The sequence below is a fragment of the Streptomyces sp. NBC_00414 genome (assembly GCF_036038375.1).
Taxonomy (GTDB): Bacteria; Actinomycetota; Actinomycetes; order Streptomycetales; family Streptomycetaceae; genus Streptomyces.
Genome location: NZ_CP107935.1, coordinates 3,839,858 through 3,859,206 on the forward strand (window position 1 = coordinate 3,839,858; position 19,349 = coordinate 3,859,206).

Below are 19,349 nucleotides of genomic sequence, written 5' to 3' on the forward strand. Positions count from 1 at the left end.
CCCGCGGCCCTCCCGCTCAACTCGACGGGAACGGCCAGGGGTTGGGCTTGCACTTGATCCCGTCGTGGTTCAGGAACTTGGTCTGCTGCTGCATGACGGGGGCGAGCCCGCCGTCGACACTGCAGCTCACATGCCCGTACCCGAGCCGGTGCCCCACCTCGTGATTGATCAGCATCTGACGGTACGAGTACATCTTGTCCCCGTATGTCTCGGACCCCTGGGCCCAGCGATATGCGTTGATCATCACGCGGTCGGTGGCGGCCGAGTCGCAGGAGACGTTGTCCACGGTGGTGTCGAGACCCGACTTCGCGCACCAGAACGCGGTGGTGCCGGGACTGGCCAGCGTGATGACGAAGTCGGGCTGCCCGGAGGAGACCCGCTCGAAGGTACGGCCGCCGTCGTGGGCCCAACTCCGCTTGTCGTTCAGGGTTTTCTGCACGGCCTGCGCGAAGAGCTTTCCGTCGAGGCCGAGGGATTTCTCGACGTCGACGCGATAGGTGTATTTCTGTCCGCTTCCCGGCGCCTTGTCGAAGCCGGGGACCGCGTCGAATTTCCCGCCGCCCTTGAGTTCGGCCGCCAGGGGATACTTCTCCGCCATCTGCTGGGCGTACGACAGCGTGACCGGCGGCTTCGCGGAGGGGGCGGGCCGCTTGTCGGTGCGCGACGCGGAGTCCTTGGCCTCCCGGTCGGCGCCGCCGGACGCCTGTGAGCGCGCGGTGTCGTCCTCGCCGCCGTCGGCGACCTGGCCCGCCACGACTACGGCCAGCACGGTGGTGACGGCGGCGGCCGCGATGCCGGTGAAGGCCCGGCCCTTGCCGCCCTTGGTCTTCTCCGGCCGGGCGTCCGGCGTGCGCGGATCCCGGGGCGGCGCCTTGTGCTCGACCTCCTCGTCCCAGTCTGTGACGGGAGTGAAGGGGTCCGCGCGGAGCGCCGCCGCCACCGGGGTGGTGGCGCGGGGCGCGGAGGGGGCGCCGTTGCCGCCGAAGGTGTCGTTGTTGCCACCGAAAGCGTCGACGTAGGCCTGGCGGGGGCCGTTCGCTCCCGCCCCCGCCGGCCCGTACCGCTGCCCGGGGATCGGGGCGCCCGGCCGGTCGCGGGGCACACCTTGGCCCGGGCCTTGCGGGGACGTCCGGGGTACGCCGTACCCGGTGCCCGCCCTCGCCTCCCCCCAGCCGCCGCCCGGCTCCCGCTGCTCGGGGTGACCGCCGCGGACTCTGGGCGCGCCCTGAGTCGGGGTGCCCTCGGCGGGCCGCGGCGCACCCTGCGCCGTACCGCCGTCGGGCAACCGCGGAAAGCCATGAGCGGGGGTCCCGTCCTGGAGACGCGGGAACCCGTGCGCGGGAGTGCCGTCCGGCAGCCGGGGGAATCCGTGGGCCGGGGTGCCGTCCTGGAGGCGCGGGAACCCGTGGGCGGGTGTCCCGTCGGGCAGGCGCGGGAATCCTTGCGCGGGCGGACGGGGAGTTCCCTGGCCGGACGGGCCCGCGGGCCCTTGCGGCACCCAGCCCTCAGGCAGGCGCGGCACCCCCCGAGCGGGCGCTCCGCCCATCGGCGCCGCCGCGGGCTGCTGCCCGGCGGGCGGCCGTCGGCGCCCCGCCGCACCCGCGGTCGCCGCTGTTCCTGGCGTCCCCGGCTCCGGCCGGGCAGCCGGAACCGCGGGAGGGGCGGCGGTGTCGCCCTTGGGGGCGGGCCCGCGCCGGCTGTGACGTCCCACGTCCCGCTTCAGCTCCTTGCGCCGGTAGCGCCGGTGTCGGTCAACTCGCCTGTGTCCGCGAGGAGTTCGCGGAAGGCCGTGGCCATGGTCTCCGGGTATTCCATCATCGCCACATGCCCCGCGTCAGGCAACGTCAGCAACCGCGAGTCCCGGAAAGCACGCGCCGCACGCTGGGCCATACGGTACGAGACGAGTTGGTCGCGACCCCCGTAGACAAGGAGTGTAGGTGCGAGCACCCGCTCGGCCTGGCGCCACAGCCCGTGCTGGCCGCCCAGCGTGTACGCGTTCACGATGCCGCGTGCCGAGCGTGCCATGACGTCCCAGAAATAGGGAAGCGCGAGCCGCCGCTCCATCTCGTCGACGGCGTTCTGGAACCCCTCGGGCGTCACCATGCCGGGATCCCCGTAACAGAGCGCGGTGACGCCCCGTACACGCTGCTCGGCGGTCCAGCCCCTGGTGAACCTGGTGAACAGGGCCGCCACACCGGGCAGGGCGAGCAGCGCCGTCGGTACCGCGCTGCGCTGCACCCGCAGTTCCGGGAGCGCGGGCGAGACGAGCGTGAGCGTGCGGACGAGATCGGGCCGTACGGCGGCGACGCGCGTCGAGACGGCGCCGCCCAGCGAATTCCCGAAGAGGTGCACGGGCCCGCGCTCGGCCGCGTCGAGATAACGGATGACCGCCCGCGCGTGTCCGGTCACCGAGTAGTCGCCGTCGTCCGGCGGCGGCGAGTCGCCGAAGCCCGGCAGGTCCACGGCCTCACTGTCCACGAGACCGTCGAGGAGCGGCATGAGCGCGGACCAGTTCTGCGAGGAACCGCCCAGCCCGTGCACGTACAGCGCGGGCGGCAGCCCTTCCCTGGCCGGCGGCCTCGAACGGACCGTCAGCGTGATCCCGGGGAGCCCGACCGTACGCAGTCGCTCCCCCGCCGCCACCCTGACGGAACTGACCTTCGGCGCAACGGAAGTGGCCAGCACTGACGGCAGTTCGGTCGAAGACATGCAGCAATGTTACGAGACGATCACGCACTGGATCGTGTGTTCGCCGTCACAGAAGGAAGTCATGCCCCGGACGGCCACCGGTCCCGTCGCGGGGCGGATCGCGTAGCGCCTCCACCGCAGGTCTCATAGGCTTCGTGAATGAGGGCACTCGTACCCATGCAAGAGCGCACTCGCACAGCTCGGGAAGAGGACTCATGACTGTCGACCCCACCGACCCCGAGGCACTTGAGGACACGGACGGCACCGACGCGACCGAGATCGGCGTGGAGGCCCCCGAGGCCGACGCCGCCGAGCAGCAGACGGACCTCGCGCCCCGCCGGGACGACCCACTGACCGACACGGACACCGACAACGCCAGCGAGGCGGACCTCGTCGAGCAGGCGAGGGTCGTGGAACTCGACGAGGACGACTATCGGTGACCCCGCTCCGGGGCGCCCGACCGCCGTTCCCGGGCACCCGCCGGGAACTGGTGAGGTCGCCATGCCCCCGTATGGCGTGATCTGCACTGTTTCACCGGCGTCCGGTCCGTGAAATTCTCCGCTCGCACCGCGCACACCACGGTTACCGAAAAGTACGATGGCCGCGCGGCGCTCACCGCATGTGGACGATCTTGGGAGGCGGCGTGACAGCCATCGAGCAGACAGAGGCGGCACGCCCGCGGGGCACACGCCTGCCGCGCCGTGCCCGACGCAACCAGCTCCTCGGCGCCGCCCAGGCAGTTTTCGTTGCGCAGGGATATCACTCGGCCGCGATGGACGACATCGCCGAACGCGCGGGCGTCAGCAAGCCGGTGCTCTACCAGCACTTCCCCGGCAAGCTGGACCTCTACCTGGCCCTGCTTGACCAGCACTGCGAGTCGCTGCTGCACGCCGTACGGACCGCGCTGGCGTCCACCACGGACAACAGCCTGCGCGTACGGGCCACCATGGACGCCTATTTCGCGTACGTGGAGGACGAGGGCGGCGCCTTCCGGCTGGTCTTCGAGTCGGACCTGACGAACGAGCCCGCGGTGCGCGAGCGGGTCGACAAGGTCACGTTCGAGTGCGCCGAGGCGATCTGCGAGGTCATCGCGGAGGACACCGGTCTGTCCAAGGCCGAGTCGATGCTGCTCGCCTCGGGCCTGGGCGGACTCGCCCAGGTGGTGGCCCGTTCCTGGCTGCACAGCGACCGCAGCGTGCCGCGCGACCAGGCGGTGCAGCTGCTGACCTCGCTGGCGTGGCGGGGCATCGCGGGTTTCCCCCTGCACGGCAGCGAGCACCACTGACCGCGGCCGACCCCGGCGGATCACCGCCGGCCGCCGTTTTGTTCCCACGGGGTGTTCGCTCCTGGCGTTCTCGGGCGGAGCATGTACGTCCCCTCACCGGGCTAATGTGTGCTGCGTACGGCGCGGAGACACGCGCACATCAGTGACCGTCGGAGGGACATAGCCGTGGAGGTCAAGATCGGCGTGCAGCACGCGCCCCGCGAGATCGTTCTGGAGAGCGGTCAGACCCCGGAAGAGGTCGAGCGCGCGGTGTCCGAGGCGCTGGCAGGCAAGTCGCAGCTGCTCAGCCTCGTGGACGACCACGGCCGCAAGGTCCTGGTACCGGCGGACCGCCTCGCCTACGTGGAGCTCGGCGAGCCGACGGCCCGCAAGGTGGGCTTCAGCGCGCTGTAGGTCGCGGGACAGACGTAGGAGCAGGACAGGAGAGGGGTTCGGCGGCTTCGGCCGCCGGGCCCCTTTTCATGTCCGCCCCCACGCCCGCGCGCTTCACAGATGGAACACAACTCTTCCACACGGGAGGATTGCATTCCGCAGGTCACGGGTATGACGGGCTACGACCGAAGTGCACACAGCCGTGCGGAAGGGACCCCCCTCATGTTCTTGGAAGCGCTCGGCTCGGCCATCCTCGGTCTGGCCCTCGCCTGGGCGGCGGCATACCGCCTGCCGCACCGCCTGCCGGCTCGCAGCCTCGTCCTCTCGACGGGCGTCGCCGGCGGCCTCTTCGGCGCCTTCCTGACCCACACCGCGCTGGGATCCGTCGGTTTCCTGCCGGTGATGCTCGGCGCGGTCGCGGTCGCGGCGGCCTCGCTCTCCCTGCTCCTACGCCCAGCGGGAAGACTCCACCGCCACCACTCGGCCACCGTCTGAAGGACGACGACTGAGGGGCGGCCCCCAGAAGATCGCCCCGCCCCGTTCAGGGGCCCGGGGAGCGGCGCGGCCGACCCCGACGGACCCGCGGACAGGAACCCACGGTCCCAGGCACCCCCCAAGGGGCGCGGGGAACGGCGCACTCAGCACCCGCCGACCCACACCCGAAAACCCACGACCCCAGACACCCCCTCAAGGGGCGCGGGGAACGGCGCAACCAGCCCCGCCCTCCCGCAGACGACCAATCGCCGGCCCCGGGGGGGGGCAAAGGCTCAGGCGGCCAGCCCCAGCGCAGCCATCCTCTTCGTGTGCGCCTCGGTGATCCGCGAGAACATCCGTCCCACCTCGGCGAGATCGAACCCGTCCGCGACCCCACCGACGAGCATCGTCGAAAGAGCGTCCCGGTCGGCGACCACCCGCTGCGACTGCGACAGCGCCTCACCCATCAACCGCCGCGCCCACAGGGCGAGTCGACCGCCCACGCGCGGATCCGCGTCGATGGCGGCCCGTACCTTCTCGATGGCGAACGAGGCGTGTCCCGTGTCGTCGAGGACGGCGAGCACGAGCTTGCGGGTGTCGGCGTCGAGCCGGGCCGCGACCTCCCGGTAGAAGTCACTGGCGATCGAGTCACCGACGTACGCCTTCACGAGCCCTTCCAGCCAGTCGGACGGCGCCGTCTGCTTGTGGAACCCGTCGAGCGCGGCGACAAAGGGCTCCATCGCCTGGGTCGGCTCCGCGCCGATCTCCGTGAGCCGGGCCCTGAGCTGCTCGAAGTGGTGGAACTCGGCCGAGGCCATCTTCGCCAGCTCCGCCTTGTCCCCGAGCGTCGGCGCCAGTTTGGCGTCCTCCGCGAGCCGCTCGAACGCCGCCAGCTCCCCGTACGCGAGCGCGCCGATCAGATCCACGACCGCGGCACGGTACTGGGGGTCCACGGAGGCCGTGGCCCAGTCCTGGGCGGCGACTCCGGTGGGTTCGGCGGGTGCGTCGGAAGATTTGGCAGGCGTCGTCATGAAGCGCACAATAGCCCGCTCGCCGCACGGCGTAAGGCCCTGGTCAATCAGTGTGACGACGACTACGTGACCAAATCGGCCATCGCATATGCGCGGATCCAGGGTATGGTGGTAATGCGCTCGCTGAGTTGATCTACGTAACTCGACGGGTCCGCACGAATGAGGATGCCCGGTCGGTGGCCCGATCGGCTCCGACCCGACAGCCCTCCCAGCCCGTACGGCACAGTGCGTACGGCATGCGGAGGGACCCTCAGCGGTACGAACGCTTGAGCGTCGGCAGTGGTCCCATGCCACCCGGCTGCTGGTCAATAGCGGCCGACGTCCCCGGCACGGTCCCCGACACGACCCCCGCGCTCGCCTCGCACCGCGTACACAGAAGAGGCAGCACCCTGACTACTTTCCGAGACCTCGGGATCCTTCCCGAGACTGCCGAGGCCCTTGAGGCCGTCGGCATCACGAGTCCCTTTCCCATCCAGGAGATGACGCTCCCCGTCGCCCTCGCGGGCAACGACGTCATCGGCCAGGCGAAGACCGGCACCGGCAAGACGCTGGGCTTCGGCCTCCCGCTCCTTGAGCGCGTGACCGTCCCCGCGGACGTCGAGGCCGGCCGGGCACAGCCCGAGCAGCTGACCGACGCCCCGCAGGCCCTCGTCGTCGTCCCGACGCGCGAGCTGTGCACCCAGGTCACCAACGACCTGCTGACGGCCGGCAAGGTCCGCAACGTACGCGTTCTCGCCATCTACGGCGGCCGGGCGTACGAGCCGCAGGTCGAGGCCCTCAAGAAGGGCATCGACGTCGTCGTCGGCACCCCGGGCCGTCTGCTGGACCTCGCGGGCCAGAAGAAGCTCAACCTGAAGCACGTGCGCGCCCTCGTCCTCGACGAGGCCGACGAGATGCTCGACCTGGGCTTCCTGCCCGACGTCGAGAAGATCATGAACATGCTTCCGGTCCGCCGCCAGACGATGCTGTTCTCGGCGACCATGCCGGGTGCGGTCATCGGCCTCGCGCGCCGCTACATGTCGCAGCCCACGCACATCCGCGCCTCGGAGCCGGACGACGCGGGCGCGACCGTCCGGAACACCGCGCAGTTCGTCTACCGCGCGCACAACATGGACAAGCCCGAGCTCGTCTCGCGGATACTGCAGGCCGACGGCCGCGGTCTCGCGATGGTGTTCTGCCGTACGAAGCGCACGGCGGCGGACCTCGCCGACCAGCTGCAGCAGCGCGGGTTCGCCTCCGGCGCGGTCCACGGCGACCTCGGCCAGGGCGCCCGCGAGCAGGCGCTGCGCGCGTTCCGCAACGGCAAGGTGGACGTGCTCGTCTGCACCGACGTGGCCGCGCGCGGCATCGACGTCGAGGGCGTCACGCACGTCATCAACTACCAGTCCCCCGAGGACGAGAAGACGTACCTGCACCGCATCGGCCGTACGGGCCGCGCGGGTGCCAAGGGCATCGCCGTCACCCTCGTCGACTGGGACGACATCCCGCGCTGGCAGCTCATCAACAAGGCGCTGGACCTCGGCTTCCCGGACCCGCCGGAGACGTACTCCACCTCCCCGCACCTCTTCGAGGAGCTGAAGATCCCGGCGGGCACCAAGGGTGTCCTGCCGCGTGCCGAGCGCACCCGTGCCGGTCTGTCGGCCGAGGTCGTCGAGGACCTCGGTGAGACCGGTGGACGTGGCGCACGCGGTCGCGGTGGCCGTCCGGCCGCCGCCGCTCCGGCCTCGGCCCCGGTCGCCGAGCGCGAGCGTGACCGCGACCGTCCGGCGCGCACCCCGCGCCGCCGCCGTCGTACGCGCAACGGCACGGCGCTCGACGCCGCGGAGCCCCAGAACACGCCGCAGACGGCGGCGCAGACCGCGCCGGGGTCCGTGGCGGAGAGCACCGACTCGGGCCCGGCGACGGAGTCGCGCAGCGCGCGCCGGCGTCGTCGTACGCGTACCGGAGGCGGGTCCGAGGCTGCCGCGAACGCGGTCGCCACCGCCGAGGGCACGGCCGTCGAGATCCCCGAGCCCGCTGTCGTACCCGCTGTGGCGCCGGCTGCCGTACCGGCCGTCGAGCCGGTGGCGGACGGCGAGGCCAAGCCGCGCCGCCGTCGCACCCGTCGTACGGCGGAGGCCGCACAGCCCGAGGTCGCCGTCGTCGAGGAGGCCCCCGCGGCCGAGCCGGCCGTCGTGACCGAGGCCGCCGAAGCCGTGGTGACCAAGCCGCGCCGCCGCACCCGCAAGGCCGCGGTCGCCGAGACCGCCGTTGCCGCGGTGGACGCCGTCGTCGACCCGGTCGAGGCCGTCGAGGCCAAGCCGCGCCGCACCCGCAAGGCCACGGCCGCGGTCGCCGCCGAGGCGGCCCTGGACACGGCCGAGACCGCTGAGGCCAAGCCGCGCCGTCGGACCCGTAAGGCCGCCGTCGCCGCCGAGAGCGCCGAGGTCACCGCGGTCGCCGAGGCCGGTATCCCGGCGCAGGCGACCGAGGAGCCCGAGGCCAAGCCGCGCAGGCGTACGCGCAAGGCCGCCGAGACGGTTCCCGCCGCCCCGGCCGCCGTGGCCGCTCCGGTGGAAGAGGCACCCGTCGCGGAGACCAAGCCGCGTCGGCGTACGCGCAAGGCCGCCGAGACCGCGGTGGACACCGCCGAAGGCACGACGGTCGAGGCGCCGGCCGCCACCGCGACCAAGCCGCGTCGTACGCGCAAGGCCGCCGCACCCGCGGAGGCCGCCGAGGTCGCCGTGGACACGGCCGAGACCGCCGAGGCGAAGCCCCGCCGCCGTGCCCGCAAGGCCGCGGTCGCCGAGGCCGACATCCCGGCCCAGGCCACCGAGGCCGCGGCGGACGTCGCCGAGGCTCCGGTCAAGCCGCGCCGCACCCGCAAGACGGCCGCCAAGGCGACCGCCACGGACGCGGTCACCGAGTCGGTCACGGCCGAGCCGGAGGCCAAGCCGCGTCGCCGCGCGCGCAAGACGGCCGCGACCGTCGAGCCCGCGGAGGGCTAGGTTCGTGTCCGACGGCCCGGTCCCCCTGGCATTCGCCTGGTGGGGGCCGGGCCGTCGGCGTTCCACCGTGTGGCCGCCGGGCCCGGTGCGGCCTCGGACGCCCGGTGCGACCGCCCGGCATGCCGCTCGTCAGGTTGCCCGGATAGCCTCGTTCCCATGAGCCGGCCCTTCACCTTCGTCCCGCCCTCCGGGGCCCGCGCGTATCGCCTCGGCACCGCGCGCGGGGAGTTCGCCGTGATCGACGCGGGCAGCCCCGCGAAGGGAACCGTGCTGCTGCTGCCGGGGTTCACCGGCAGCAAGGAGGACTTCATCTCGCTGCACGAGCCACTGGCGGCGGCCGGGTACCGGACCGTCGCGGTGGACGGTCGCGGCCAGTACGAGACACCCGGCCCGCGCGATGACGAAAAGCCTTACGCTCAGGGCGAGTTGGCGCTCGACGTGCTCGCACAGCTCGACGCGCTCGCCGGTGGACCCGGGAGTCCCGGCGGTCCGGAGGAACGTTTCCACCTCCTGGGCCATTCGTTCGGCGGGCAGGTGGCCCGCGCGGCCGTCCTGCTGGCGCCGGCCCGCTTCCGGTCCCTCACCCTGGTGTCCTCCGGGCCTGCGGAGATCTCCCCCAGCCAGCAGCAGCGTGTGAAGCTGCTGCGGGACGCGCTGACCGTGATGGACATGGCGCAGGTGTGGGAGGCCATCCGGGCGCTGGAGCCGCCGGAGGACGCCGAGGGCGAGCTGGACGCCGGCCTCGACGACCAGGAGGACCTCAGGCGGCGCTGGCTCGGCAACAGCCCGGCCCAGCTCGCCGCCGCGGGACGGCAGCTGTGCGAGGAGTCCGACCGCGTGGCCGACCTGGCGGCCCTGCGCCTGCCCGTGCACGTCCTGTCGGGCGAGAGCGACGACACCTGGTCGGTCCCGCTCCTCGACGACATGGCCGCACGCCTGAAGGCACACCGCACGATCGTCCACGGCGCCGAACACTCCCCCAACGCCGACCGCCCCCTGGAAACGGCCAAGGCCCTGGCCACATTCTGGAACCAGCTGACCTAGACGACCCCGCAAGGGGCGCGGGGAACTGCGCGCTCAACCCCCACCAGCCCGCAGATCCATCACCGCCGAGCCCTCACCCCGCTCCAGCGAAGCAAAGCGCAGCGCATCGCAGCCGTTCAGTACTGCCCTTGAAGGTGCTCCCAGAACCCGTCCCGCAGCGCCCGCCGCAGATCGGCCTGCCCGCGCAGCGAGTACTGCAGCAGCCCCTCCGACTCCACGAGCAGCTCCTGATCGACCGGCCCGGGCAGATACGGATGCCCGGGCAGCAGCTCGGCCAGCGACTCCCGCCCCCGCTCGGACAGCCACTTCGCGGCGATCTGCGCCCCCACGAACCGCACGTCCTCCCGGGCGGGTCTGGCCACCGCCGACGTCTCGTACGAGGTGCCGGTGCGCCGGGCGACGTACGGCTTGAAGAAGTCCAGGTCGAAGGTGCGCTGGCTGTCGACCTCCCACAGCAGCGGCTCCGCCTGATTGCGGCCCTCGGGGGCCTCGATGCCCCAGAGATGGACCCGGGCCCCGTACCCCTGTGCCGCCTCGACGGCCGAGACCAGGTCCTCGTCACCGCCGATGAGCGCCGCGTCGCTGATGGCGCGGTGCCGGGCCAGTGACTCCAGGTCGGAACGGATCAGGGAGTCGACGCCCTTCTGCTGGTTGTTGGCGTTGAGGTTGCCGAGCCGGACCTTGACGTCGGGCAGTTCGGCGATGGACTGCTGCTCCGCCGTGTGGATGCGGCGCCGCGCCCCGTCGTACCAGTAGACGCGCAGCAGCCTGCTGTCCGCGAAGATCGTGCGGGCCCGGTCGATGAGCGCGTCGATGAGCCCCTCGGCGTCCAGCTCGAAGGCCCGGCGGTCCTCCGTCCCCGCCACGAGCCGGCCCGCGGCGGCGTAGAGATACCCGGCGTCGACGAAGATCGCGTGGGTCGACGGCGTCTTCGCCACCTCGGCGAGCATGCGCTGGAGCAGCTCGTTCGAGCGGTCGATGCGCGCGCCGAGGTCGGCGAAGTCGTCGGTTGCCGCGAAGTCGTCATTCATATGCGCCTCATTGTCGCAGGCCGTCACTGTGCGTACACAGGCGGTTCCCATACTCGCAAGTAATTAGACGTTCGAAAGTTTTCTTTAGCGTAGGGAATGTTCGTGACAAACATCCCGTTGACTCCTATGGGAACGCGGGACACAGATGACTCGCTCACCCACCCCACCCAGTAGTTCTCCTTCAGGAGGATGACCAGACGAAGGGAGAAGCCCTTGCGCTTCGAAATCATGCGACTCGACGACGTCGACGGCACGCCCGTGGACAGCACCGTCGTGGACGCCGCCTCCGTCAACCGGATCGTTCAGCAGGCCGCCGCCATCGGGCAGCGCCTCTGGATCCGCCCGGCCGACACCTCGGCCTCATAACAGCGGTTGTACGGCAGTCTTCACCGACAGTCTTCGAAACCCCCGTCCGGCACGATGCCGGGCGGGGGTTTCGCGTTCGGCCGCACGCGAACCGCCCGCCGACCGCGCTCCAACCGCCCTTCGGGCGCACCTCAGCTGTTCTGGACGACCTGGGTGACGCCGTTGATGATCTGCTGCACGGCGATCGCGGAGAGCATCATGCCCGCGAGCCGTGTGACCAGCACGACACCGCCGTCCTTGATGACCCGGATGATCAGCAGCGAGTACCGCATCACGATCCACAGCACGACATGGATGGCGAGGATCGCCGCCCACACCGACACCTGGGTCGCCACGCTGTCGGCCTTCTGCACGGCGAGGATGACGGACACGATCGCGCCGGGGCCGGCGAGCAGCGGCATCCCCAGCGGTACGAGGGCGACGTTGACGTCCTTCGTCTGCTTGGGCTCGTCCGTCTTGCCCGTGAGCAGGTCGAGCGCGATGAGCAGGAGCAGCAGGCCGCCGGCGATCATCAGCGCGGGGACCGACACGTGCAGGTAGTTCAGGATCTGGTGGCCGAGCAGCCCGAAGACGGCGATGACCCCGCCGGCCACGCAGACGGCCTGGAAGGCCATCCGCTTCTGCACCTTGGCCGGGCGGCCGGATGTCAGCGCGAGGAAGATCGGGGTGATCCCGGGGGGATCCATGATCACGAAGAGGGTGAGGAAGAGGGAGCCGAAGACGGCGAGGTCGAACATGAGGAGTTGCGCCTTGCTGAGGTGTCGAAGGTGAGTGGGGGGGGCGGACGTGGGTGGGGTGAACGCGTCCGGGGCCGCCGCGGGTGCGTCGTGGCTGGTCTCGCCCCGCGGCGGAGCCGCATATCGGCACAGCCCCGCGCCCCTGCGGGGCCCCACCGGGCGGAGTGTTACGCGCTCGCGGGTCCGCCCGCGCCCGGGACGGGGAACGCGCCCGTCGCCCGGCGGGTGATCTCGGCGTAGATCTCGGGGTCCGTCGTGTACTCGCCGAGCTCGCACGCCTTGCGGCTGCCGTGGTAGTCGCTGGAACCGGTCGTCAGCAGCCCCAGTTCGCCCGCGAGCCCGCGCAGTCGGGCCCGGGTGGCCGCGTCGTGGTCCATGTGGTCGACCTCGATCCCGTCGAGCCCGGCCGCGGCCAGCTCGGCGATCGCGGACTCCGGCACGGTCCGCCCCCGCTTGGCGGCGGCGGGATGCGCGAAGACGGTCACCCCGCCCGCGGCCTTGACCAGCCGGATCAGCTCGAAGGGGTCGGACTCGTGCTTCTTGATGTGCGCCCGGCCGCCGTCGGCGAGCCACTCGCCGGTGAACGCGTCCGAGACGGTGGGCACCACACCCAGTTCGACCATCGCGGTGGCGATGTGCGGCCGGCCCACGGACCCGCCGGCCGCGATCCGCGCCACCTGCTCCCAGGTGATGGGCACGCCCAGTTCCCGCAGGCTGCCGATCATCGCCTGGGCGCGGGGCACCCGGTCGTCGCGTACGAGTTCGCGCTCGCGGAGCAGGTCCGGCTCGTCGGGGTCGAAGAGGTACGCCAGCATGTGCAGGCCGACGCCGTCGAGGCGGCAGGAGAGTTCGGCGCCGGTCACGAGCGTCAGTCCGGCGGGCAGGGCCGCGATGGCCTCGGCGTATCCGCGGGTGGTGTCGTGGTCGGTCAGCGCGACGACGTCCAGACCGGCCGCCGACGCGTTGCGCACCAGCTCGGCCGGGGTGTCCGTACCGTCGGAGGCCTTGGAGTGGCAGTGCAGATCGATGCGCACGAGCGGACTCCAGACACGGCCAGGACGAGGGGAACCGTCCAAGGATAACTGGATCAGGAACAGCTCCTGTCACACCCGCGGCAGGGGGTCGCCCCCTACACCTGCCCTCAGGGGCACGAGGCCCCGAAGCCGCCCGACCGGCGGAGCCTACGGTTCCAGGATCCGCGGGGACAGCGCCCCTATGGGCAGCAGATCCACTTCCGCGCCGGCGTCCCGCAGATCCGTCAGCACCAGTTCGTCGTACATCATCATTCCCGACTGCTCGGGCCACACGACCGCCCACAGCCACAGCCCGAGCGCCTCACCGGCGAAGACCGCCCGGTCGCCGGGCACCCCGGGGACGTGCCAGAGAGGCGTCGGCCGCCCCGCGGCCAGCACCTTCGCCTGGGCGGGCTTCTCGACGTTCATGTACGGGCCCGGGTCGAGCCCGTCGATGCCCGCGTACCGCGCGCCGAGCCCCACGCCCAGTTCCTCCGCGACGAGCATCAGCTCCCCGAATCCGCCGAGCGGCCCGGGGCCCGAGCAGGCCACCGCGGTCGCACGGCCGCCGCTGCGGTCGTCACCGGCGAACGCGGCACCCGTGAAGAGCCAGCCGACGGGCAGCGGCCACGGCATCCACACCGGCACGCGCGCACGGCGCACGACCACTTCGAGCGCCTCGACGCTGGGCGGGATCACGGGCTGCAGCGGATGCACGATGCCGTGCACGTCGCACTGCCAGGAGTCGGCAAAGAGGCCGGGAGCCCTGACCCGGCCACCACACTTCGGGCAACTGGGTTCGCCCCTCATAGGGCACAACGGTCCTCCCCGTCTTTCGCCGCGTCAAGGACGATCACCCGTCCGGCGCGCGCCTGTCACCTGCCCGCCGCGCCCTTCCGCCGCACAGAAGTAGATGTAGCTTGCATTCATTAGCCGATCTAACTTATTATGTGTATACGCCAACCATCTCTCCGCGAGCAGTACGAAGGAGCGGGCATGAACAGCAGCACGGGAGGCCCCACCGAAGGGGACACCTTCGACGCGGGGGCCACGAGCCTCCTGCGTCAGCCGAAGGCGGTCTGGGCGACCGCCGGGGCATCCGTCGTCGCCTTCATGGGCATCGGCCTCGTCGACCCGATCCTGCCGTCCATCGCCAAGGGCCTGGACGCCACCGCCGGCCAGGTCTCCCTGCTCTTCACCTCGTACTTCCTGATCACAGCCCTCGCGATGCTGGTCACAGGCTTCGTCTCCAGCCGGATCGGCGGCCGCCGGACCCTGCTTCTCGGCCTCGCGCTGGTCGTGGTCTTCGCCGGACTGTCCGGCACATCGGGCTCGGTCGGCGAACTCGTCGGCTTCCGGGCGGGCTGGGGCCTCGGCAACGCCCTCTTCGTCTCCACCGCCCTCGCCGTCATCGTCGGCGCGGCGGCCGGCGGCAGCGCCGCGGCGATCCTGCTGTACGAGTCCGCCCTGGGCCTCGGCATGGCCTGCGGACCCCTGCTGGGCGCGCTGCTCGGTGACGCGAGCTGGCGCTACCCGTTCTTCGGCACCGCGTTCCTGATGGCGATCGGGTTCCTGTGCATCACGGTGTTCCTCAAGGACCAGCCGAGGCCCGCGCGGAAGACAGGCCTGCTCGACCCGCTCAAGGCGCTCGGCCACGGCGGCCTCGCCTCGGTCGCCGCCTCCGCCTTCTTCTACAACTACACGTTCTTCACGGTGCTGGCCTTCACCCCGTTCGTGCTGAACATGACCCCGTACAAGTCCGGCGCGGTCTTCTTCGCCTGGGGTGTGCTGCTCGCGGTGTTCTCGGTGCTCGTGGCGCCGCGCGTGCAGGCCCGGTTCGGCTCGCTGAAGGTGCTGGGCGGCTCGCTGGTGCTGCTCGCGGCCGACGTGCTCGTCCTCGGCTACGGCAGCCACACCACGGCGGTCGTCTGCACGATCGTCTCCGGCGCCTTCATCGGCGTGAACAACACCGTCTACACGGAACTCGCCCTCGGGGTGTCGGACGCGCCCCGACCGGTGGCGAGCGCCGGCTACAACTTCGTGCGCTGGTTCGCGGCCGCCGCGGCGCCCTTCTTCGCGCCGAGGATCGAGGGGTGGACCGACATCCACATCCCGTTCGTGGTCGCGGCGGTCACGGCGGCACTGGGCGCGCTCGTGGTCCTCGTACGCCGGGACGCGCTCACGCACGAGGCGGAGGAGCTGGAGGAGCGGCACGCGGTGGAGGACGGTGTCACCGTCTTCGCGAACTGAGCCCCGCACCCACAGCCTTCACCGAGTGTGAGATACCCAACTGACCGGTTCTGGTCGGCCGTTGGGGGGTCAGTCCAGGGAAACGGACTTGCGTGCGGGATCGCGCAGGTCCGTTCCGCTTGCCAGCCAGCGCTCCTGGAGCGCCCCCGCGCCGTGCACCCGCTTCCACGCGGCCTCGTTCGGCGTCATGGGCAGCAGCGGCAGGAACCGTACGGGGTCCAGGGGTGCGTCGAGTTCCAGATCCTCGACCAGGCCGCCCGGCTCGGCGACCAGGACGGAGGTGAAGGGGGCGCCCGGCCACAGCGGATCGCCCACGTCGAGCGAGGCTCCCGGGGCCACGACCAGGCCCTCGACCTGCGGGGACGCGGCCAGTACGGCGAGGGGGCGGAGCACCTTGTCGGTGTCGACGGCACCTGCCCGCACCGACAGGACCAGCTCGGCGCGCGGTCCCGCGACCGGGTCCACGACGACCGCCGTGGGGTCCGCCATCGGCTGGGCGGACATGCCGAGCGTCGCGTACCGGACGATCCCGGTGGGGGCCGTACCGGAGGTGTCCAGGTCCGTGAAACGGAGCACCTCGATGCGGTCGGTGCCGAGGAAGGTCACCGCTGCGCGCGCGTCCGGTTCGCCCAGCGCGCTGCGCAAACGGGCTTCCACCAGAGCAAGAACATCAACCATGCGCCGAGCATAGAACTCGTCAGCAGCGGGCAAAGCGACGACTTGACACTTCAGTCGGCTGATACTCTTGGCCGCTGGCCGGGGCAGCACGCAGAAGCGTCGCTCTCAAGTCCCGGCCCACGTCTCGACGCATGAGACTCCCCTGCGGGGGATGGACCTCCCCTACGGGGGACCGGCCGGAGGAGGTGGGGCTCCATGGATCGAAGTCGACCAGGTAGTACCACCCGCTCTTCCGGCTGCTGAGTTCCTCTCAGCTTCCCGAGCTCACGCTCTGCCGGCTGCCACCTCTCGCGCTCGTGTCGTTTCCCGCACTCGCGTCATGGCCGGTCCGGTACACCACGGAAGAGCACTTCGTTTTCCCTGATCTGTCTGAATTTTTCTGATCTGTATCAGTAGCGAAGCCGCCACCGTGACGGTGCGGTGCTCCCCGCTTTGTGGACGTGCCAAACATCCGCAGTCAGGACGTCCCCATTCCGGGCAGTTCCAACCGTCGTCGGCGGCCTTCGTTCGCGAAGGAGCCACCCATGTCGATGATCCACAACCTGCGTGCCGCGGTCCGCCCCTCGCTCCGCAAGGACGGCGGCGCGTACGACACCACCCGGTCCGCCGCGGAGAGTTCGGCCGTCGTGGACTGCGCGGTCTACCGCGACGGCGTCCGCCTGCCGTCCGACGACAGCCTCACGCCACGTATGGCGATCCGTCAGGTGCGGCGCGACGGAGGGTTCGCGTGGATCGGCCTGCACGAGCCCACCGAGGACGAATTCTCGGGCGTGGCAGCCGAGTTCGGGCTGCACCCGCTCGCCGTCGAGGACGCCGTCCACGCCCACCAGCGGCCCAAGCTGGAGCGGTACGACGACACCCTGTTCGCCGTCTTCAAGACCATCCACTACGTCGAGCACGACGAACTCACCGCCACCAGCGAGGTCGTGGAGACCGGCGAGGTGATGTGCTTCACCGGGCGGGACTTCTTCATCACCGTGCGGCACGGCGGGCAGGGCTCGCTGCGGGCGCTGCGGCACCGGCTGCAGGACGACCCCGAGCTGCTCGCCAAAGGCCCCTCCGCCGTACTGCACTCCATCGCCGACCATGTCGTGGACGGCTACATCGCGGTCGCGGACGCCATGCAGGACGACATCGACGACGTCGAGACCGAGGTGTTCTCGCCCGGCCGCCGGGGCGGGGTGTCGCGCGGTGTCGACTCCGCCCGGATCTACCAACTCAAGCGTGAGGTCCTGGAGTTCAAGCGCGCCGTGTCGCCGCTGATGCGGCCCATGCAGCTGCTGAGCGAGCGGCCGATGCGGCTGGTCGACCCCGACATCCAGAAGTACTTCCGGGATGTCGCCGACCACCTGGCGCGGGTGCACGAGCAGGTCGTCGCCTTCGACGAGCTGCTCAACTCGATCCTGCAGGCCAACCTCGCGCAGGCGTCCGTCGCGCAGAACGAGGACATGCGCAAGATCACGTCCTGGGCGGCGATCGTCGCCGTGCCGACGATGGTGTGCGGGGTCTACGGCATGAACTTCGAGCACATGCCCGAGCTGCACTGGCGGTACGGATACCCCGCGATCATGGGCATCACGGTGGTGCTCTGCCTGGGGATCCACCGGACGCTGAAGCGCAACGGCTGGCTCTGAGGGGCCGTACGGGGCCACCGCTAGGGTGGCCCTCATGACGGATCAGGCTCTTGCCGAACAGGCCCTTGTCGAGGAGGCCACCAAGAAGTCCGGGCTCATCTGGGTGCGGGGAAGCGGTGTCCCGTCGCTGGATCCCCAGGACCAGGGAGCGCCGACGCGTGCGCTGTGGCACGTATGGCACGACGGGGCGGTGTGCCTCGTCGGGGACGGTCCCGGTGAGCAGCCGCTGCCCGGGCTCGTGGACGGCCGGGAAGCAGTCGTCACGGTCCGCAGCAAGGACAAGGGCGGGCGGCTGGTCTCCTGGACCGCGGCGGTCGTGGAGCTGGCTCCCGGGTCCGAGGAGTGGGCCGTTGCCGTCGGCGAGCTGAAGGGGAAGCGGTTGAACGCGCCCGACGGTGAGGCCATGACGGAGCGGTGGGCTCGCGAGTGCCGGGTTCTTCGGCTGACGCCGACGGGTTCGACCGCGGCGTTGCCCGAGGGGTCCTTGGCGGCGGCGCCTGTGCCCACGTCGGCGACCACGCGGCAGGCTGCGCCGGCGGGGTTGCAGCGGTTGCTCTTCAAGAAGCGGGGGCGCTGAGCGCTGCGCTTCGCGGGTGGGGGTGGGTGTTCGGCTGCGAGGCCGGTGGGGGTTGCTCGCGCAGTTCCCCGCGCCCCCAAAAACGCTTTCGCCTGCGGGCGCATGAGGGTTGCCCGCGCAGTTCCCCGCGCCCCCAAAGACGCTTTCGCCTGCGGGCGCGTGAGGGCTGGCCGCGCCGTTCCCCGCGCCCCCAAAGGGCGAAAGGCAGGGGCGCAGCCCCGCTTTTCAGGGGCGCGGGGAACGGCGCAGTCTTTGCCTTGAGGGGCGCGGGGAACTGCGCGGCCAGCCACAGCGGGCCCGCACCCGCCCACGGCCTTTCAGGGGCGCGGGGAACTGCGCGGGCACCCCCACCGGCCCGCAGCCGGATACCCGCCCACGGCCCTCGCCGCCGCGGCGGCAGGCGGAGGGTCAGGACGGTGGGAGCTGTTGGCCGTAGTCCACCGTGTCGGCCTTGTCCGGCGCCTTCAGCGCGAAGTCCTTGCCCCAGTCGGTCAGACGGATCGTGCCCGCGTCACCGGCCCGCACCAGCAGCAGGGGATACGGCTTGCCCTCCAGGGAGATGTCGATCTGACCGCCGGAGCCCTTGTCGCTGGTGAGGCGAATCGTGCGGGTGCCGTTCAGCTCGTGGTGACCGTCGGTGGCGAGCTCCCCCTGCAGGGAGAGCAGCCCGTCGAGCAGCACGTCCTTGTCGGTGAAGACACTGAGCTGCCGGTACGCGGGGTCACCCTTGGGGACCTTCACGTACATGCCCTCCAGCTTCCCCGCCGCGGCCGTGTCGGACGTACTGTCGTCGCTCTTGCCGTCCTGGTGGGTCCAGAAGTCCGCGTCGGCGTTGATGAAGAGGTGCTCGTCCACCCGCAGCAGGCGGAACGTCACGCCCTTCGAGGTGACCGATCCCGTACCGCCGTCCTTCTTGAGCTGCATGTCCAGCTTGTAGGTCCGCTTGTTGCTGACCACGGCTCCGGACAGCCGTACCGTCTCGGCGGCCTTCGCGGCCGACTGGGTCCGGCTCTGGATCTTGGCGGGGGGAAGTTTCCCGACCCCGTTCGTCCCCGCGTCCGGATCCTCACCGCCGCACCCCGTCACCCCTGCCCCCGCCACGAAGAGCGCGCACACTGCCCTCGCCAACGCGGCCTTACGGGTTCGTCCCCGGGGAATCGCAGTCACAGGTGGCGCTGCCTC

The 19,349-nt window shown here is 71.3% G+C and carries 19 protein-coding genes; 10 read left to right on the forward strand and 9 right to left on the reverse strand.

What is annotated here, in order from left to right; translation table 11 throughout:
- Nucleotides 1-16: 16 nt before the first annotated feature.
- Complete coding sequence (locus OHS59_RS16420; RefSeq protein WP_328494145.1) at nucleotides 17-1,711, reverse strand: DUF3152 domain-containing protein; 1,695 nt, start codon at nucleotides 1,709-1,711, stop codon at nucleotides 17-19.
- Between the two features lie 8 nt (nucleotides 1,712-1,719).
- Nucleotides 1,720-2,709 carry an alpha/beta fold hydrolase gene (locus OHS59_RS16425; RefSeq protein ID WP_328494146.1) on the reverse strand — a complete coding sequence of 330 codons (990 nt, stop codon included), beginning with the start codon at nucleotides 2,707-2,709 and terminating at the stop codon, nucleotides 1,720-1,722.
- Nucleotides 2,710-2,903: 194 nt separating this feature from the next.
- On the opposite strand from OHS59_RS16425, the gene OHS59_RS16430 reads away from it, so the two are divergent.
- The 4 genes from OHS59_RS16430 (at nucleotide 2,904) to OHS59_RS16445 (ending at nucleotide 4,840) form a co-directional block, all read left to right on the forward strand.
- Nucleotides 2,904-3,128, forward strand: a complete 225-nt coding sequence (locus OHS59_RS16430; protein WP_328494147.1) for a hypothetical protein — start codon at nucleotides 2,904-2,906, stop codon at nucleotides 3,126-3,128.
- 203 nt (nucleotides 3,129-3,331) lie between these two features.
- Nucleotides 3,332-3,973 carry a TetR/AcrR family transcriptional regulator gene (locus OHS59_RS16435; RefSeq protein ID WP_328494148.1) on the forward strand — a complete coding sequence of 214 codons (642 nt, stop codon included), beginning with the start codon at nucleotides 3,332-3,334 and terminating at the stop codon, nucleotides 3,971-3,973.
- Between the two features lie 165 nt (nucleotides 3,974-4,138).
- Nucleotides 4,139-4,366: a DUF3107 domain-containing protein gene (locus OHS59_RS16440; protein WP_055519750.1), complete on the forward strand. Its 228-nt coding sequence runs from the start codon at nucleotides 4,139-4,141 to the stop codon at nucleotides 4,364-4,366.
- Between the two features lie 201 nt (nucleotides 4,367-4,567).
- Entirely contained in the window at nucleotides 4,568-4,840 is a 273-nt protein-coding gene (locus tag OHS59_RS16445) for a hypothetical protein (protein WP_328494149.1), read from the forward strand.
- 272 nt (nucleotides 4,841-5,112) lie between these two features.
- Here the strand turns inward: OHS59_RS16445 and OHS59_RS16450 are convergent, their stop codons facing one another.
- Nucleotides 5,113-5,850 (reverse strand): ferritin-like fold-containing protein, encoded by a 738-nt coding sequence (locus OHS59_RS16450; protein WP_328494150.1) that lies wholly within the window; start codon nucleotides 5,848-5,850, stop codon nucleotides 5,113-5,115.
- 479 nt (nucleotides 5,851-6,329) lie between these two features.
- Between OHS59_RS16450 and OHS59_RS16455 the strand changes: the two genes are divergently transcribed.
- Together OHS59_RS16455 and OHS59_RS16460 are read left to right on the forward strand one after the other, a co-directional pair.
- The gene (locus tag OHS59_RS16455) at nucleotides 6,330-8,837 is read left to right on the forward strand and encodes a DEAD/DEAH box helicase (RefSeq protein ID WP_328494151.1); all 2,508 of its coding nucleotides are present in this window, start codon (nucleotides 6,330-6,332) and stop codon (nucleotides 8,835-8,837) included.
- Nucleotides 8,838-8,993: 156 nt separating this feature from the next.
- The gene (locus OHS59_RS16460) at nucleotides 8,994-9,881 is read left to right on the forward strand and encodes an alpha/beta fold hydrolase (RefSeq protein ID WP_328494152.1); all 888 of its coding nucleotides are present in this window, start codon (nucleotides 8,994-8,996) and stop codon (nucleotides 9,879-9,881) included.
- A 116-nt stretch (nucleotides 9,882-9,997) separates the two neighbouring features.
- Here the strand turns inward: OHS59_RS16460 and OHS59_RS16465 are convergent, their stop codons facing one another.
- Nucleotides 9,998-10,912, reverse strand: coding sequence for an NYN domain-containing protein (locus OHS59_RS16465; RefSeq protein ID WP_328494153.1), 915 nt, complete (start codon nucleotides 10,910-10,912; stop codon nucleotides 9,998-10,000).
- A gap of 213 nt (nucleotides 10,913-11,125) precedes the next feature.
- On the opposite strand from OHS59_RS16465, the gene OHS59_RS16470 reads away from it, so the two are divergent.
- Entirely contained in the window at nucleotides 11,126-11,278 is a 153-nt protein-coding gene (locus tag OHS59_RS16470; protein WP_007384531.1) for a hypothetical protein, read from the forward strand.
- A 131-nt stretch (nucleotides 11,279-11,409) separates the two neighbouring features.
- Here the strand turns inward: OHS59_RS16470 and OHS59_RS16475 are convergent, their stop codons facing one another.
- The 3 genes from OHS59_RS16475 to OHS59_RS16485 all read right to left on the reverse strand — a co-directional run bounded on the left by OHS59_RS16475 (nucleotide 11,410) and on the right by OHS59_RS16485 (nucleotide 13,838).
- On the reverse strand, nucleotides 11,410-12,015 hold the full coding sequence (locus OHS59_RS16475) for a MarC family protein (RefSeq protein ID WP_328494154.1): 606 nt from the start codon (nucleotides 12,013-12,015) through the stop codon (nucleotides 11,410-11,412).
- Between the two features lie 167 nt (nucleotides 12,016-12,182).
- The gene (locus OHS59_RS16480; protein ID WP_328494155.1) at nucleotides 12,183-13,049 is read right to left on the reverse strand and encodes a PHP domain-containing protein; all 867 of its coding nucleotides are present in this window, start codon (nucleotides 13,047-13,049) and stop codon (nucleotides 12,183-12,185) included.
- A gap of 147 nt (nucleotides 13,050-13,196) precedes the next feature.
- Nucleotides 13,197-13,838: a DUF6758 family protein gene (locus tag OHS59_RS16485; RefSeq protein ID WP_328494156.1), complete on the reverse strand. Its 642-nt coding sequence runs from the start codon at nucleotides 13,836-13,838 to the stop codon at nucleotides 13,197-13,199.
- Between the two features lie 186 nt (nucleotides 13,839-14,024).
- On the opposite strand from OHS59_RS16485, the gene OHS59_RS16490 reads away from it, so the two are divergent.
- Nucleotides 14,025-15,278: an MFS transporter gene (locus tag OHS59_RS16490; protein WP_328494157.1), complete on the forward strand. Its 1,254-nt coding sequence runs from the start codon at nucleotides 14,025-14,027 to the stop codon at nucleotides 15,276-15,278.
- A gap of 69 nt (nucleotides 15,279-15,347) precedes the next feature.
- Here OHS59_RS16490 and OHS59_RS16495 read toward each other — a convergent pair whose 3' ends face one another.
- The gene (locus OHS59_RS16495; RefSeq protein WP_328494158.1) at nucleotides 15,348-15,956 is read right to left on the reverse strand and encodes a suppressor of fused domain protein; all 609 of its coding nucleotides are present in this window, start codon (nucleotides 15,954-15,956) and stop codon (nucleotides 15,348-15,350) included.
- A 524-nt stretch (nucleotides 15,957-16,480) separates the two neighbouring features.
- Between OHS59_RS16495 and OHS59_RS16500 the strand changes: the two genes are divergently transcribed.
- Complete coding sequence (locus OHS59_RS16500; RefSeq protein ID WP_328494159.1) at nucleotides 16,481-17,590, forward strand: magnesium and cobalt transport protein CorA; 1,110 nt, start codon at nucleotides 16,481-16,483, stop codon at nucleotides 17,588-17,590.
- 34 nt (nucleotides 17,591-17,624) lie between these two features.
- Nucleotides 17,625-18,167 (forward strand): hypothetical protein, encoded by a 543-nt coding sequence (locus OHS59_RS16505; protein ID WP_328494160.1) that lies wholly within the window; start codon nucleotides 17,625-17,627, stop codon nucleotides 18,165-18,167.
- Nucleotides 18,168-18,575: 408 nt separating this feature from the next.
- Here the strand turns inward: OHS59_RS16505 and OHS59_RS16510 are convergent, their stop codons facing one another.
- Nucleotides 18,576-19,334, reverse strand: a complete 759-nt coding sequence (locus OHS59_RS16510; RefSeq protein WP_328494161.1) for a hypothetical protein — start codon at nucleotides 19,332-19,334, stop codon at nucleotides 18,576-18,578.
- Nucleotides 19,335-19,349: the final 15 nt, after the last annotated feature.

What these genes read in the sequence shown, in the direction of transcription:
- OHS59_RS16465 (WP_328494153.1), bottom strand. Translation starts at nt 10,912, where the DNA reads ATGAATGACGACTTCGCGGCAACCGACGACTTCGCCGACCTCGGCGCG.
- OHS59_RS16425 (WP_328494146.1), bottom strand. Translation starts at nt 2,709, where the DNA reads ATGTCTTCGACCGAACTGCCGTCAGTGCTGGCCACTTCCGTTGCGCCG.
- OHS59_RS16455 (WP_328494151.1), top strand. Translation starts at nt 6,330, where the DNA reads ATGACGCTCCCCGTCGCCCTCGCGGGCAACGACGTCATCGGCCAGGCG.
- OHS59_RS16485 (WP_328494156.1), bottom strand. Translation starts at nt 13,838, where the DNA reads ATGAGGGGCGAACCCAGTTGCCCGAAGTGTGGTGGCCGGGTCAGGGCT.
- OHS59_RS16445 (WP_328494149.1), top strand. Translation starts at nt 4,568, where the DNA reads ATGTTCTTGGAAGCGCTCGGCTCGGCCATCCTCGGTCTGGCCCTCGCC.
- OHS59_RS16500 (WP_328494159.1), top strand. Translation starts at nt 16,481, where the DNA reads ATGTCGATGATCCACAACCTGCGTGCCGCGGTCCGCCCCTCGCTCCGC.
- OHS59_RS16460 (WP_328494152.1), top strand. Translation starts at nt 8,994, where the DNA reads ATGAGCCGGCCCTTCACCTTCGTCCCGCCCTCCGGGGCCCGCGCGTAT.
- OHS59_RS16450 (WP_328494150.1), bottom strand. Translation starts at nt 5,850, where the DNA reads ATGACGACGCCTGCCAAATCTTCCGACGCACCCGCCGAACCCACCGGA.
- OHS59_RS16495 (WP_328494158.1), bottom strand. Translation starts at nt 15,956, where the DNA reads ATGGTTGATGTTCTTGCTCTGGTGGAAGCCCGTTTGCGCAGCGCGCTG.
- OHS59_RS16490 (WP_328494157.1), top strand. Translation starts at nt 14,025, where the DNA reads ATGAACAGCAGCACGGGAGGCCCCACCGAAGGGGACACCTTCGACGCG.
- OHS59_RS16475 (WP_328494154.1), bottom strand. Translation starts at nt 12,015, where the DNA reads ATGTTCGACCTCGCCGTCTTCGGCTCCCTCTTCCTCACCCTCTTCGTG.
- OHS59_RS16430 (WP_328494147.1), top strand. Translation starts at nt 2,904, where the DNA reads ATGACTGTCGACCCCACCGACCCCGAGGCACTTGAGGACACGGACGGC.
- OHS59_RS16505 (WP_328494160.1), top strand. Translation starts at nt 17,625, where the DNA reads ATGACGGATCAGGCTCTTGCCGAACAGGCCCTTGTCGAGGAGGCCACC.